Annotated in this window: 12 protein-coding genes and 1 tRNA gene; 5 read left to right on the forward strand and 8 right to left on the reverse strand. The window is 54.7% G+C overall.

All coding sequences use genetic code 11. From position 1 onward, the window contains the following. Nucleotides 1–76: 76 nt before the first annotated feature. The 4 genes from ABY734_RS07595 to ABY734_RS07610 all read right to left on the reverse strand — a co-directional run bounded on the left by ABY734_RS07595 (nt 77) and on the right by ABY734_RS07610 (nt 4,109). Complete coding sequence (locus tag ABY734_RS07595) at nt 77–1,234, reverse strand: acyl-CoA dehydrogenase family protein (RefSeq protein ID WP_372778372.1); 1,158 nt, start codon at nt 1,232–1,234, stop codon at nt 77–79. A gap of 48 nt (nt 1,235–1,282) precedes the next feature. After that, a complete protein-coding gene (locus tag ABY734_RS07600) occupies nt 1,283–1,960 on the reverse strand; it encodes a glutathione S-transferase family protein (RefSeq protein WP_372778373.1) in 678 nt (225 codons plus the stop codon). 8 nt (nt 1,961–1,968) lie between these two features. Beyond that, entirely contained in the window at nt 1,969–3,144 is a 1,176-nt protein-coding gene (locus tag ABY734_RS07605; RefSeq protein WP_372778374.1) for an acyl-CoA dehydrogenase family protein, read from the reverse strand. 113 nt (nt 3,145–3,257) lie between these two features. Next, the gene (locus tag ABY734_RS07610) at nt 3,258–4,109 is read right to left on the reverse strand and encodes an alpha/beta fold hydrolase (protein WP_372778375.1); all 852 of its coding nucleotides are present in this window, start codon (nt 4,107–4,109) and stop codon (nt 3,258–3,260) included. A 210-nt stretch (nt 4,110–4,319) separates the two neighbouring features. Between ABY734_RS07610 and ABY734_RS07615 the strand changes: the two genes are divergently transcribed. Together ABY734_RS07615 and ABY734_RS07620 are read left to right on the forward strand one after the other, a co-directional pair. Further along, nucleotides 4,320–6,689, forward strand: coding sequence for a TonB-dependent receptor (locus ABY734_RS07615; protein WP_372778376.1), 2,370 nt, complete (start codon nt 4,320–4,322; stop codon nt 6,687–6,689). A gap of 99 nt (nt 6,690–6,788) precedes the next feature. Beyond that, complete coding sequence (locus tag ABY734_RS07620) at nt 6,789–7,583, forward strand: tyrosine-protein phosphatase (protein ID WP_372778377.1); 795 nt, start codon at nt 6,789–6,791, stop codon at nt 7,581–7,583. On the opposite strand, the gene ABY734_RS07625 is transcribed toward ABY734_RS07620, so the two are convergent. Together ABY734_RS07625 and ABY734_RS07630 are read right to left on the reverse strand one after the other, a co-directional pair. Then, on the reverse strand, nt 7,561–8,007 hold the full coding sequence (locus ABY734_RS07625) for a PleD family two-component system response regulator (RefSeq protein ID WP_372778378.1): 447 nt from the start codon (nt 8,005–8,007) through the stop codon (nt 7,561–7,563). The two genes, ABY734_RS07620 and ABY734_RS07625, sit on opposite strands and share 23 nt — an antisense overlap. A 161-nt stretch (nt 8,008–8,168) precedes the next feature. Beyond that, nucleotides 8,169–8,651, reverse strand: coding sequence for a Dps family protein (locus tag ABY734_RS07630; protein ID WP_372778379.1), 483 nt, complete (start codon nt 8,649–8,651; stop codon nt 8,169–8,171). A 219-nt stretch (nt 8,652–8,870) separates the two neighbouring features. On the opposite strand from ABY734_RS07630, the gene ABY734_RS07635 reads away from it, so the two are divergent. Beyond that, complete coding sequence (locus ABY734_RS07635) at nt 8,871–10,079, forward strand: autotransporter outer membrane beta-barrel domain-containing protein (protein ID WP_372778380.1); 1,209 nt, start codon at nt 8,871–8,873, stop codon at nt 10,077–10,079. A 42-nt stretch (nt 10,080–10,121) separates the two neighbouring features. Here the strand turns inward: ABY734_RS07635 and ABY734_RS07640 are convergent, their stop codons facing one another. Further along, nucleotides 10,122–11,234 carry a hypothetical protein gene (locus ABY734_RS07640; protein ID WP_372778381.1) on the reverse strand — a complete coding sequence of 371 codons (1,113 nt, stop codon included), beginning with the start codon at nt 11,232–11,234 and terminating at the stop codon, nt 10,122–10,124. Between the two features lie 234 nt (nt 11,235–11,468). Here ABY734_RS07640 and ABY734_RS07645 point away from each other — a divergent pair. After that, a tRNA-Met gene (locus tag ABY734_RS07645) sits at nt 11,469–11,545 on the forward strand. Nucleotides 11,546–11,676: 131 nt separating this feature from the next. Continuing rightward, nucleotides 11,677–12,105, forward strand: coding sequence for a hypothetical protein (locus ABY734_RS07650; RefSeq protein ID WP_372778382.1), 429 nt, complete (start codon nt 11,677–11,679; stop codon nt 12,103–12,105). Nucleotides 12,106–12,150: 45 nt separating this feature from the next. Here the strand turns inward: ABY734_RS07650 and ABY734_RS07655 are convergent, their stop codons facing one another. Beyond that, nucleotides 12,151–13,104 (reverse strand): NAD(P)H-dependent flavin oxidoreductase, encoded by a 954-nt coding sequence (locus ABY734_RS07655; RefSeq protein ID WP_372778383.1) that lies wholly within the window; start codon nt 13,102–13,104, stop codon nt 12,151–12,153. Between the last annotated feature and the right edge of the window lie 63 nt (nt 13,105–13,167).

The raw sequence follows: 13,167 nt of genomic DNA on the forward strand, positions 1-13,167 counted from the left end.
GTATCTGAGGACGCGTTATTTTTTACGTGCTGGCGCCAGATTGCAAGCGGGTCCTCACACTCGCCTGCATCACAACTTACTTGTTCTTGCCGGGCAGCGTGCCCATCATTTTACAGATGATGCTCAGCATCACCTCATCGGCACCGCCGCCGATGGAGGTAATACGAGTATCGCGATAGGCGCGCGCCACCGGGTTGTCCCACATAAAGCCCATTCCGCCCCAGTACTGAAGACAGGAATCGGTAACTTCGCGCAGCAAGCGCCCCACCTTAAGCTTGGCCATCGACGCTTTCATGGTGACGTCTTCGCCTTGCACATAACCTTCAACCGCGTCATAGGTGAGAGCGCGCAACGCGGCAACTTCGGTTTTCAATTCCGCCAGACGAAAATGCACCACCTGGTTGTCGAGCACGGATTTGCCAAAAATCTTGCGCTCGCGGGTGTATTCGATGGTCTGATCAATCAGCGAATCCATGGTTTTCAGGCCACCGGCTGCGGCATAGAGGCGCTCTTCCTGAAACTGCAGCATCTGATACACAAAGCCCTGCCCTTCTTCGCCAATACGATTTCTCTGCGGCACTCGCACATCGTCAAAAAACACCTGAGCTGTATCGGACGAGCGCATCCCCAGCTTGTCCAGACGTTCGGAAAAAGACACGCCGGGGGTATTGGTCGGCACGATAATCAGCGATTTATTCAGGTGGGGCTTGTCGTCACTGGTATTGGCCAGCAAGCACAGGTAATCCGCCTGCGTGGAATTGGTAATCCACATCTTGCTGCCGTTGATAACGTAATCATCGCCATCCTTGCGGGCCGTGGTTTTGATTGCCGCCACATCCGAACCCGCATGGGGCTCACTGACGGCAATGGAAAACACGGCGTCACCTGTGATAGCCGGCGCCAGGAATTCTTTTTTAATGTCATCACTGCCAAATTTGGCCAGCGCCGGCGTTGCCATATCGGTTTGCACACCGATTCCCATGGCTACGCCACCACTGTGTATCAAGCCCATCTCCTCGATGAACACGACCTGATAGCTGTAATCCAACCCCATGCCGCCGTACTCGACCGGCTTGTTGATGCCGAGCAGCCCCAGATTGCCCAGTTTTTTGAAAACCTCGTGTGCCGGGAAAATACCTGCCTCTTCCCAGGCGTCGGAAACCGGGTTGATTTCCTTTTGAATAAACTGGGCGGCGGTATTGCGAATGGCTTCGTGCTCTTCGGTAAAGCGCATGGTATTGCTCCTGATTCTATTATCTATGACAGCGTTAGGTGCTTTCCCTTAAAACAACTCCGGTGCATCCTCAAAGGGATATTTCACTGGCTTGAACAAGGCCTCGTCGCGCCCAATAGCTTCAGCCCGCTTAAAGGCCGGCCTCGCTTTCAGCCGCGCCCAGTAGTCATTTACCTGCGGTTCGTAAAACTGGTCGAGACCAAGGCTTTCACCCAGATACAAGGCATAGCCGATGGCAATATCGGCGACGGTGAAGCGCTTATCGCAAAGAAACTCCCGCTCCGCGATGTGAGCATTGAGCCGCTTGAGGCGTTTGATAAACCAGGTGCTGTAGTCCTCCACCGCCTGCGGCAAACGCCGATCTTTGGATTCCAGTTGCGAGTAACGCAGCACAATGGTTTGCGGAAAGGTGAGGGTTGCGTCCGAGTGAAACAGCCAATTCAGGTAGTCTCCGTACTCGGCATGCCCGACCGGCACACCGAGTTCAGCGTGCTTCCAGGTTTCCACCAGATACAGGCAGATACCCGACGACTCCGTCATCTCTACCTCACCGTGAGTAAAAAACGGCACAGTGCCGAGCGCGTTGATGTCCAGATAGTCGCGTTTGAAAATCCGCGGCGGGAAAGGCAGCAATTCCAGATCGTAATCGATGCCCATTTCTTCCAGTGCCCACAGGGGGCGAAGTGAACGGGCACTGTAACTGTGCCAGAGTTTGGGTTTGCTCATACTCATTCCTACAGTTGATATTGCCGCGTTGCGAGATCGCGCATGATTTCTTCACTGCCGCCGCCGATGGCGTTGACTCTCACCTCGCGATAAAAACGTTCCACCCGATTGCCACGGAGATAACAGGCACCGCCCAGAATCTGGCTGGCTTCGCGGGTGCAGTATTCCATGGTTTCACTGGCCTGCACTTTTGCCAGCGCCAGATCACCCGGACTCAGGCGATTCTCGATATGGGCCTGGGTAACGTAATTGATATAGGCCTGAGTAGCGTTGATTTTCTGCTTCATGGTAGCGATTTTATGGCGAATCACCTGATGATCGGCCAGGCGTTTGCCGAAGGTTTTGCGCTGCTGCGCCCACTCCACCGCCTCTTCCAGACACACCCGCGAGGCCGCTTCCATGGTCACAGCCAAACCGATGCGCTCGGGGTTGAAATTACTCATAATCACCAGAAAGCCCTGGCCTTCTTCGCCAATCAGGTTTTCCGCGGGCACTCGCACATCATCAAAATAAATCGTGGCGGTTTCCGCGCACCACCAGCCCTGTTTGCGGTCCAGCCGGGTACGCGATACGCCAGGCAGGTCGGTTGGAATAAGCAGCATCGAAACACCTCGACCGCCCTCACCGCCCGTGCGCACCGCCGCGCTGATCCAGTTGGCTTTCATCGCGCCGGAAATAAAGGTCTTGCTGCCGTTAACAATATAGTGATCACCGTCGCGGCGCGCAGTGGTCGTAATATTGGCGACATCCGAGCCTCCAGAGGGCTCGGTAATACCCAGCGCGATACGTTTTTCGCCCGCCATAATCGGCGGAATCACCTGTTGTTTAATCTCTTCGCTGGCAAAGTGGGCCACCGGCGGCAAACCAATACCGTGAATCAGCAGGTTACTGGCCAAACCGCCTGCCGACCCGGCGCGGGTTAATTCCTCGTTGGTGATATTGCTGTACCAAGCATCGATACCCTCAGAAAGGCCGCCATAGGCTTCCGGGTAACCCAGCTGCAACAGCCCGATCTCGGCCGCTTTCGGCCACAGCGAATCGGGTATTTCACCGGACTCTTCCCAGTCATCAAGAAAGGGCACCACCTCCGCTTCCAGAAAGCGGCGCAGCTGATGGCGCCAGGCCTCATGCTCTTCGGTCAGATAGGGGTTGTGCAGTCGAGCACTATCAAAAGTGAGAGCCATGACATCTCCGGTACAGACATTGTTATTGTTGCCAGTGTAGGCACGAGTTGTCGCTGTAAACTTGGGATATCACGCCAAGTTGTGTCCACCGCCAGTTATGTCCGACGCCGGAATCAATCCAACACCGCTAGCCAGTCGCTAACCAGTGACAAAACCTCCTCCGGAGCCTCCTGCGGCAGCATATGCCCGGCACCCGCCACGGTCACTGCCTGAATGTGGTCAGGCAGCCTGCGACTGTTGCGGGCAAACTCAGACGCCGGGTGAAGATAGGAGGTTTCGCCGCGAAGAATCAGGGTTGGCATCGGTAACTTTCGCACCACCGGCCAGAACACCGCCGTATGCTGAAAATTCCAGGCTTCCCATTCCCGGCAGTAAGCCAGTTTATAGGCGGCCCCGCTCTCGCGCAGAGCGGCCTTGGCATAGTCCGCCATCGCCTGCTCCGAAAACGTACGAAACACCGGCTTGTCACGATGGTAGGACACGAAGGCCTCCTCATCCGGCCAGATTTCGCGCCGATTGCGGGTACGCGTGACCAAATCCATGCGCTTGGTCAATGACGGCATAAGGCGCACCAGCAACGGCAGCCAGCGGCCTGGTACCGTGGCCGGGTCAATCAGCACCAACGCCCGAAACTGCTCAGGATGCTGACGCGCAGCCATGGCGGTAACGGTTGCGCCGATGGAATGCCCCATACCGACGATCGGCTGTTCGACTGAACCCTGCCCCAGAAGCTCCAGCAAATCTGCCGCATGACTGGCCCAGTTAAAGCCCTGCGACGGCGGCGCTTCATCCCATACGCCCCGATTCTCAATACCGAGCAGCGGCCAGCGCTTGGCCAAGGGCGATAGCAGAAAATCGTAGCTCGCCACGGGAAAACCATTGGCCGGGAGAAACACCGCCTTGGGCTCGGCATCGCCCCATTTCAGGGCGCGGGGGCCCAACGGGGGCCGGGATACATCATTCATAGGCTTACGGCTTTAGCTTTGGTGCCCGTATATTACACAGACCGTGGCCCGAGTGAAGCAATCAGGAGATCAATACAAGCTATTGATTAAGTAGATGATTCGGCGTAAACATAGCCGTGGAAAACCGCGCCGATTTTTTGTACAGTCGTTCGCGAAACCCTGCGCACCATCGGTGTGCAGATAATAATGTGTTTTCACGGGGAGACGAGAATGAGAAAACACCTGTCGTTAGCCGCGGCCGTCGCCGCGATTTCTGCTTCATATACCACACCGGGCATTGCCCAAAACCAACAAGCCGTTATGGAAGAGGTTGTTGTTACCGCACGGAAGCGCTCAGAAACACTGCAGGATGTTCCATTCTCTATTGCCGCTAAAACCGAGGGGCAGTTGCGCCGTTCCGGTGCTACCAACCTTGAAACCATGGCGGACGGTGTTGCAGGCCTAGCGGTTCAGAACCTCGGCCCGGGTCAAAGCCAGGTGGCCATTCGCGGTATTTCCGCTGGCCAGATCGTGCGTGACCAGCCCGGCGTAAAAGAACAGGTCGGCGTCTACCTCGACGAATCCGTTATTTCACTGTCCCTGTTCACACCTGACTTGGACTTCTACGACACCAACCGTGTGGAAGTACTGCGTGGTCCGCAGGGTACCCTGTTTGGTTCCGGTTCATTGGCGGGCACCATTCGTTATATCAGTAACGAACCCGATTTGGCCGAAAACAGCGGATCACTTACATCGACCATTGAACATGTTAAAGATGGTGAATTTGGTGGCAGCTTGAAAGGACACACCAATGTGGTGCTCGGCGAGCGCTCTGCAATGCGTGCCGTTCTCTACAGCCAGCAGTTTGCCGGCTACATTGATGCTATCCAGCCCAATGGCGGCCAAGAAGAAGACGTAAACAGCGGCGAAAAACACGGCGCCAGACTCGCCTTCAAGTTTCAGCCTAGCGACAACGTTACTCTGACTCCACGGGTAGTGTGGCAAGACATTGATATGGATGGGTTTAACCGCGAAGATCACTACAACGTGCTCGCCAACCCCTTCACCACCACTCGCCCCGCCATTACCTTGGGAGAGCGCGAGCAGTACACCCAGCTCGAAGAAAACTTTGAGGACGAGTTCCTACTGGTTGATTTCAACGCCAATGTAGATTTTAACGAAATGACCTTTACGTCGGTCACCTCATGGACCGACCGGGATGTCATTGTTGAGCGCGATGCAACAGCGCTTTCCGGTTTCGTTAACCGTAACGACCCTAACGGTGAGTCGGTCTACGCACTAAGCGCGACCCTGGCTGACACGACCGAAGTCGAGATGTTTACCCAGGAATTCCGTCTGGCATCAAACAATGACGACGCTCTGCAGTGGGTTGCAGGTGTGTTCTATACCCAAATTGACAGGAACTATGCTCAGTCGCTGATGGTTCCCGGATACGAGGCCGCCGGCGGACAGCGCGCACCCACGCGGGGTAAATACGCTCAGGTGGACGAGCTCTATTACTCCGATATCCCTTACGAACTAACGCAGACAGCACTGTTCGGGGAGGTGTCCTACGACGTTACCAGCAAGCTCAACATGACCGTCGGCGCGCGATTCTTTGACTTCGATGAGGACCGTGAAGTTGTAATCAATGGTGTATTCGGCGGTCTCACTGAAAAAGAAGAGGATACCGACAGCTCCGGCGTGTCGCCTCGCCTCTTGCTTCGCTATGACCTCAACGACGATGTCATGCTCAATGCCCAAGTGGCTAAGGGCTTTCGTCTCGGTGGCATCAACGACCCGATCAACACCAATATCTGTACGCCGGCAGACGCAGCAACCTTTGGCGGATTCAACGACTTTGACGATGAAGAAGTCATCAACTACGAGATGGGAGCCAAGACAACCGTCTTTGGCGGCCGAGGCAATTTCAATGTCTCCGTGTTCTACTCAGACATTGAGAACCTTCAGGCCACCCTTGATGCCGGTACCTGTTCCTCCCGTATCGTCTACAACGTTGAAGAAGCCCACAGCCAAGGTATTGAGCTGGAGCTAACTGCACGCCCGACTGACCAATGGGAAGTCAGCGTTGCAGCAAGTTACATCGACGCCGAGCTTGATTCGACAGTCACCTCTACTGACGCGAGTGGCAACGTTACCATTCTGGGCGGCATTGAGGACGGCAACGAGCTGCCAACAGCGCCTGACTACTCTGTAGCACTGGTATCAACCAACTATTTCCAGTGGAGCGATAGCTGGGAAGGTTATTTCACGGCGGCATTCCAATCAGTTGGCGCACGTTACACGCAAATTGTCGATCAGGTCGCTGGAGCTGACACCGTTGACGTTAGCGCTGGACAGCCCATCGGCAACTCCACAGCTACAACGATCAACTTTGACAAGCAGCTGGACAACTACCAAACCGCAAACCTGCGTCTTGGTGGCAGAACAGCAAACTGGGATATTGCCCTGTTTGTAAATAACGTTACAGACGAAAATATCCAGCAATCGGTTGACCGTGAGGCCGGTGGCGCTGCCCGTATAGGCTACCGCGTCGGCCAGCCCCGCACTGCAGGCATCACCGCCCGCTACGACTTCTAACCCTAAAAGGTGACCATTTGGTAAGGGCAGCCCTCGGGCTGCCCTTTTTTTATCCACTCAAGGTAAACTATCGGCCTGAATCAGAGACTGACCATTACCATGAGTGCAAAAGAGCAAATCACATTCCAACGCCGCCTTGATCTGGAAGGCGCCCCCAATATCCGCGATCTCGGCGGCTATGAAACCCTTGACGGAAGCACCACCCGCTGGGGCCGTATTTTCCGCGCTGGCCGCCTGTCTGCCCTCACACCCCGTGACAAAGCCCAGTTGCAGAAATTCAATCTGCGGGTAATCTGTGACTTTCGCCGCGAAGATGAATACCTGAAAGACGTCACCGATCTCGGCGATTTTGCCGAGGCCGCTATCCACAACCTGGCCATATCGCCGGGCGACCACACGCAGTCTATTGCCATGTCGGACTTTCAATCGGTCAATGGCGAGCAAATGTTTGAGTGGATGGTGCTGATCAACCGCGAACTGGCTCTGAAACAGACACACACCTACCGCCGCATGTTTGAGCTGCTGATGGCCAATGAAGAGGGAGCCTTCCTTTTTCACTGCTCTGCCGGTAAAGATCGCACCGGTTTCGCCGCGGCGCTGATTCTGTCAGCGCTGGATGTACCCCGCGAAACCATCATGGAAGACTATTTGCTAACGGCCCAGTACTACCCACCCAAAGGCGAGCTCGAATATCTCGCCAGTAAATACACTGAGCATACCAGCGACGTTGATCTCTCTGCTTTTCAGGCCCTGATGGACACCCGGGAGGAATACCTTACCGCGGCCTTCAATGCCATTGAAGAGCACTATGACTCTGTCGATGACTATCTCAAGGCCGAACTGGGCATTGGCAAGCGTCAGCGGGAAGCACTCAAATCACGCTACCTGGAGTAGCCGCAAGCGCGGCGGCGCGGCGCCACCCCAGGATTTGATCCGCAAGTTTCAGCCGGACCCGTAAAGTCTCATGCCAGAGCGGCTTTTCCAGAAAGTCATCGGCACCTGCATCCATGGCCGCAACCATATCGACACGCTGACTGCGGCCGGTCACCATAATGAAATATGGCCTGTCGCCATCTTCCAGCGCGCTGACTGCGCGACAGATCGCCAATCCGTTTTCGCCCGGTAACTGCCAGTCACACAAAACTAAGTCGAATTGTTCGGTAGCCAGCAGTGACTGCGCTTTTACCGACGCATCAACGCAAGTCACCTGCACATCTCGTCTCTCCACCAAGCTTTTCAGACGCTCGCTCTCCGATATGGCGTCTTCAACGACAAGCGCCCGTCGAATGACAGAAAAACAAGAATCGGCACCACGCATCACGCTCTCCCAAGTAAAACCCACTGGAAGGAGAACGCAATTTTTGCTCCATTTATGAGAAACCCTTTAAAAACAGCTGGGTATCAGATAGATCTAGAACGGCTGACACAGAAAGTGTCAGCCTGACATGCATTGTGCAACTCGATTTGCGTTGGGTTCTGCTATTGCAGCAAGCTGCGCATCATCCAGGCGGTTTTTTCATGCACCTGCATGCGTTGGGTGAGCAGGTCTGTAGTAGGTTCGTCATTCGCATCGTCGGCTGTCGGCAGAAGCTTTCTCGCCGTGCGCACAACCGCTTCCCGGGCCAGTACGATTTCGCGAATCATTGCTTCCGCATCTTCCTTGCCGCTGGCTTCCTCGATTGAAGACAACTCAGCAAATTCCTTATAGGAACCCGGCGCATACTCGCCCAGCGTGCGGATGCGTTCGGCAATGTCATCGATTGCCGGAGCCAGCTCCAGATATTGCTCCTCAAGCATTTTATGAAGGGTATTGAACATTGGGCCCTTCACGTTCCAGTGGTAGTTGTGTGTTTTGAGGTACAGCGTGTATTCATCGGCGAGCAGGTGACTCAAGCCCTTCGCAATATCCTCTCGGGTTTTCTTCTCGATACCAATATCAATTGCAGGTGCTGTGTTACGCATAATGCCTCCTTGTGATGCGACTTCGAATTTAAAGTCAGCTTAACCAAGGAAAAGCGATAGGAAAAATCATTCTTTCCTATCACAACGATAGGCCAAGCCGATAACTCGAGCTGATGGAATTAGTGTAACGCTCGACGCAGCCAACTCACGTCAATATTGCCATTTGCTGAAAGTCGTTTATTTTTAAAGCGTAAATAAAAACAATAGCGGGGGTTTGATATGTTTCGAGACAAATCACTTTCACCGTCAATCCGGCTTTCACTTGCCAGTATCGCACTGGCACTCTTTGGACAAACCGCTCTGGCAGCCAACCCGGAGTTTGAAGCTTTCTACCAACAAGCCTGTAATAACGCGCCAACGGGAAGTAACTTTGAATCTCGCTGCACGACCGAATCCGCCAACCTCTCTGGCGACAGCGAGTCATCACTGACACCCAGCCATATGCTCAGTGCGGGCGATGCGGCTTTGCTCAGCGACCAAAGTGATCAAAAGCTTTCGAGTTCGCAACTTACAAAAGTAGGCCCCTTGAGTATCTCAGTGCAGATTGGAGCCGGGGAAATCAAATCCGACAATCGCGATGGCACGAACGGTGAGCGAGCCTACACCACCGACACAGAACAATTAGCTTTAACGTTTGATTATCGTCACGACGATGAACTGGTGTCTGGGGTTGTTCTGTCGCTTCAGCGCAGTGACCTGGAGTTTGAAGCCCTGCAACCGCAGGGGGCTTTTCCCGCACAATCACGCGCTGGCCGCTATGAAAGCGAAGCGCTAAACCTGACAGGTTTTGTCAGCTATGCAGATGCTGGCGGCTTGTTCATAGACAGCGCGATTGGATACGGCGACATCGATCACGACTTCGAACGCAATGGTGTTTTCCAGCCGGGATCCAGAGCATCTCATATTCGAGTTAACACCTCTGCCGAGGTCGGCGGAGATTTTCAAATGCTGCAGCTTCGCGCTGGTCGCCACTATACTTCCGGCCGCGCTACTTTCAACCCGCAAGTTTCCTACCAGTATTCGCGCACCAAAACCGACAGCTATAGCGAAGACGATGACAACAACAGCGGGCTCGCCATGCGCTACAAAGCGTATACCCAGACCTCCTCATTGCTCTCGGCGGGCGCAGACACGCAACTGCCCTTCACAACCGATTGGGGCGTACTCAGCCTTCAGGCCAGCCTGAACTATTTCCGCGAGTTTGACCGCGAAGACGAGCGCCTCAAAGCGGGCTTTGTCAGTGACACTTCAGGTTCAGTCTTTGAGATCAAAGGGGAAGATCCAGATCAAAGCTATTTTCAGGCGAGCCTGAGTACCGTGTTGCAATTCAGTCACGGGTGGTCTGCCTATTTCCGGTACGCGCAGTGGTTTGGTAACAGCGAATACGATCAGTATCAGAGCGTCATTGGGGTAAGAAAAGAAATCTGAGTGACTGCGGGCTCGGTGCCCGCAGCTTTGCTTGCAACCGGTTCAGCGCAAAGAGGCCAGATCCACAACCTCTGCTTGCGGCGTCTCGACCTCGCCTTCCACCAGAAAGAAGCGCCAGAACATCAAGCCCAGCACGCGACCTTCGGTATCAATCCAGTTCGGCAAGCCCGGATCTTCATGGGCTATGATCATTCTGAAGCTACCGTCCGCCTCCAGCTGCGTTTGCGCGCGATTGAGAGATACCGGGCGGTTGCAGTAATCATAGGTCTGCTGATGGCGCGTCCATAAATCCAGACTGCCAAAGCGACACTCCGGCCAGCGCCCGGTAATCACCAGCGCCTGATGCGGCTCAAGGTAGTACGGCGCCATCGAATAGTGGGCATCAAAAGCAGACAGCCCGAAGTCGCCCGGTACCACCGGTGCAGGAAATGCATTGGGTGTTAGCGACACAAAAGGCGGCTGTTCCGCGTTGGCCATGGGCGGCATACCCAACGTGCGGCTGCGTACAAAACCCGCGACGCGTCGAATACCCTCAGCAATCGACACATCGCTGGGAACCTGGGGCCGCCGCCCCGGATTCAGCGCCTCAATATACAGCGTAGGTTCCAGGGCTGGATCGCCCGCGCCGCATTGTTCGTGCTCAAAATAGTGGCGCGTGGTAATGCGCGATGCGCCCTCTGGTAAAGGCAACCAGTTGCGGTCGGCGGGCTCGCCCCCCAAGCGCAGCTCAAACCAGCCATCGGCGTCCACATCAAACTGGGTGTCGTTGATAACCCCGGCAGTGCGACTGGCCATGCTGCCATCTTCAGTACCAATCTCTATGGTGATCGACACGTACACCGCGCCATTCATATTGCCGCGCACCCGGTACTCAAATTCAGGGCTCACGGGAGCGTCAAAGTAGATGGCATCACCATTGTCACCGGTAAATTTCCGCCAAGGCGTGACAATACGGCGAAACTGCGGGTAGGCCGCGTCGTACTCAAACATTCCGGCCAGACCGCCTTCCAGCACGTGCATCAATGACCGATGAGCCGCAGCAACGTCCTCTTCCGAGTGAAGATTCCATTCCGGTCCGGCCCAGCGTGCGTCCACTTCTTCCAACAGGTTGATCAGTTCTCGCAGAGCCGTTCGGCTGGCTGTTTGCACCGTCATGGCGAATACCTCGTTATCGTTATTCAAAGCTCAGGTTAATTTACCGTATAGGTTACGTTTATTAAAGCTGATTCACAAACGCGGGCTTTCAAACACCCCCGCTGAAGCAGCGAAACGCCTATTATTTGAACACTTTAAGCGATTTATTCGATAGCTGTTGCAATGCCGTTACGGCCTCCCTATAATGCGCAGCCTCGGTTGACAGACACTTATCTGCAATCGGAACAGTTTTGATGCGGGGTGGAGCAGTTTGGTAGCTCGTCGGGCTCATAACCCGAAGGTCGTAGGTTCAAATCCTGCCCCCGCTACCAAAAAAGTAAAGGCGAATCAGTAGCTTACTGATTCGCCTTTTTTATTGCCTGTAAGAAATTTCATCTAGTGACGTTTTGTGACGATTCATTTGCCTGCAAAACGCAAAGACACTGCTAAGGGAATTACCGCCATGACCGCGGCTCATTTTGCACTAGTCAGCGCAGGCCTGTTTTTACTGGCGGGCATGATCACCGGCTGGTGGAAATACCATCATATTATGCGCTCAAGCGACGCGACGGCGCCGACTTACGTGGATATTTGCCATCGGACCGCGTTGATGTATGCCTTCGCCTGCCTGGTGCTGCAACAACTTGCGTTGCACAGCCGCTGGAGTGATGTGGTAAATCTTTTGGCAGTGGCAGTGCCCGTCGTATTTTTCGCCTCGGCCGTTTTAACCTACGCTATTCACGGTGTGTTAAAAGACACCGACAACCAACTGCAAAGACCGCATAAACTCGGCACAAAGACCCTGCCCAACGGCATGATTCGCGTGTATATGCTGTCGCTGGCAGCCGGTGAAATCGGCGGCCTGTTGGTATTGCTAGCCGGCGTTATTTAATCCGCAAGTTGGCCGCTGCAGCCATCTTTCTTATAGACTCATCAGTCAGCTCGCATAACGAACAGCGTGTTCGCCAATGATCCGGCGAAAATCATTTACAGTTTCATAAATGATGTCGCGCACTGGCCGCACGCTGTCAATTCGCCCGCACACCTGCCCCGCCAGCGGAATGGCTGCCTCCATGTCACCGCCAAAGTAGAGCGCATCGTGGCCTGCCATATGCTCCATGAAGTTGAACGGCCCGGTTTTAAACAGGTTCATGGTGCGCTCGGTGCGCAAGGCTCGCAGAGCCGGACGCGACTGTTGATTCAGAAATACGGTGCCGGTATCCCCGGCCTCAAGGACCGCCTGCTTCCAATTCTGATGGATGGGTGATTCCGCACTGCTCATCATGCGGGTGCCCATCTGCACTCCGTCGGCGCCCAGCATGAATGCGGCGGCCATGGTCGCGCCGTCGGTAATGCCGCCGGCAGCGATAATGGGTACATCCGTGCGCGAACGAATCAACGGCAGCAGTACCATGGTCGATACCGGGTCTGGATTCTTAAAGCCTCCACCCTCACCGCCTTCCACGACCAGGCCATCGACACCTGCATCCAGTGCTTTTAGCGCCATCTCCAGCGTGGGCACCACGTGAAAAACTTTAACACCTGCCTGCTGGAGGGTTTCGGTACACAGCTTCGGGCTGCCACTGGAGGTGGTAACAAAGTCCAGTTGCTGCTCGATAACAAAGTCCAGCGCTTCGCCCTTCGGCACAAAGGCCAATGCCAGATTCATGCCGAAGGGTTTGTCGGTGAGTTCACGCATCTTCCTCACCTCTTCGCGCATTTTGTCAAACTCACCGGAAGAGGTTTCAAGAATACCAATGCCACCCGCATTGCTTACTGCCGCGCACAATTGCGAGCGCGCTATCCAACCCATGGGGGCTTGCACAATGGGGTAGTCCGCACCCGTGATCTCGGTAATACGGGTTTTAATCGGGTCAGGTGCCTCGTTCATAAATAACTCCACAGTGGTGTCTGGCGAAGACTTACAGTGTCCAGCCGCATTTTTCTTGTGACC

The organism is Litorivivens sp. (assembly GCF_041624475.1).
Taxonomy (GTDB): domain Bacteria; phylum Pseudomonadota; class Gammaproteobacteria; order Pseudomonadales; family Spongiibacteraceae; genus Litorivivens.

Coding starts and splice junctions, on each gene's coding strand:
- ABY734_RS07595 (WP_372778372.1), bottom strand. CDS start 1,234: ATGCGCTTTACCGAAGAGCACGAAGCCATTCGCAATACCGCCGCCCAG.
- ABY734_RS07600 (WP_372778373.1), bottom strand. CDS start 1,960: ATGAGCAAACCCAAACTCTGGCACAGTTACAGTGCCCGTTCACTTCGC.
- ABY734_RS07605 (WP_372778374.1), bottom strand. CDS start 3,144: ATGGCTCTCACTTTTGATAGTGCTCGACTGCACAACCCCTATCTGACC.
- ABY734_RS07610 (WP_372778375.1), bottom strand. CDS start 4,109: ATGAATGATGTATCCCGGCCCCCGTTGGGCCCCCGCGCCCTGAAATGG.
- ABY734_RS07615 (WP_372778376.1), top strand. CDS start 4,320: ATGAGAAAACACCTGTCGTTAGCCGCGGCCGTCGCCGCGATTTCTGCT.
- ABY734_RS07620 (WP_372778377.1), top strand. CDS start 6,789: ATGAGTGCAAAAGAGCAAATCACATTCCAACGCCGCCTTGATCTGGAA.
- ABY734_RS07625 (WP_372778378.1), bottom strand. CDS start 8,007: ATGCGTGGTGCCGATTCTTGTTTTTCTGTCATTCGACGGGCGCTTGTC.
- ABY734_RS07630 (WP_372778379.1), bottom strand. CDS start 8,651: ATGCGTAACACAGCACCTGCAATTGATATTGGTATCGAGAAGAAAACC.
- ABY734_RS07635 (WP_372778380.1), top strand. CDS start 8,871: ATGTTTCGAGACAAATCACTTTCACCGTCAATCCGGCTTTCACTTGCC.
- ABY734_RS07640 (WP_372778381.1), bottom strand. CDS start 11,234: ATGACGGTGCAAACAGCCAGCCGAACGGCTCTGCGAGAACTGATCAAC.
- ABY734_RS07650 (WP_372778382.1), top strand. CDS start 11,677: ATGACCGCGGCTCATTTTGCACTAGTCAGCGCAGGCCTGTTTTTACTG.
- ABY734_RS07655 (WP_372778383.1), bottom strand. CDS start 13,104: ATGAACGAGGCACCTGACCCGATTAAAACCCGTATTACCGAGATCACG.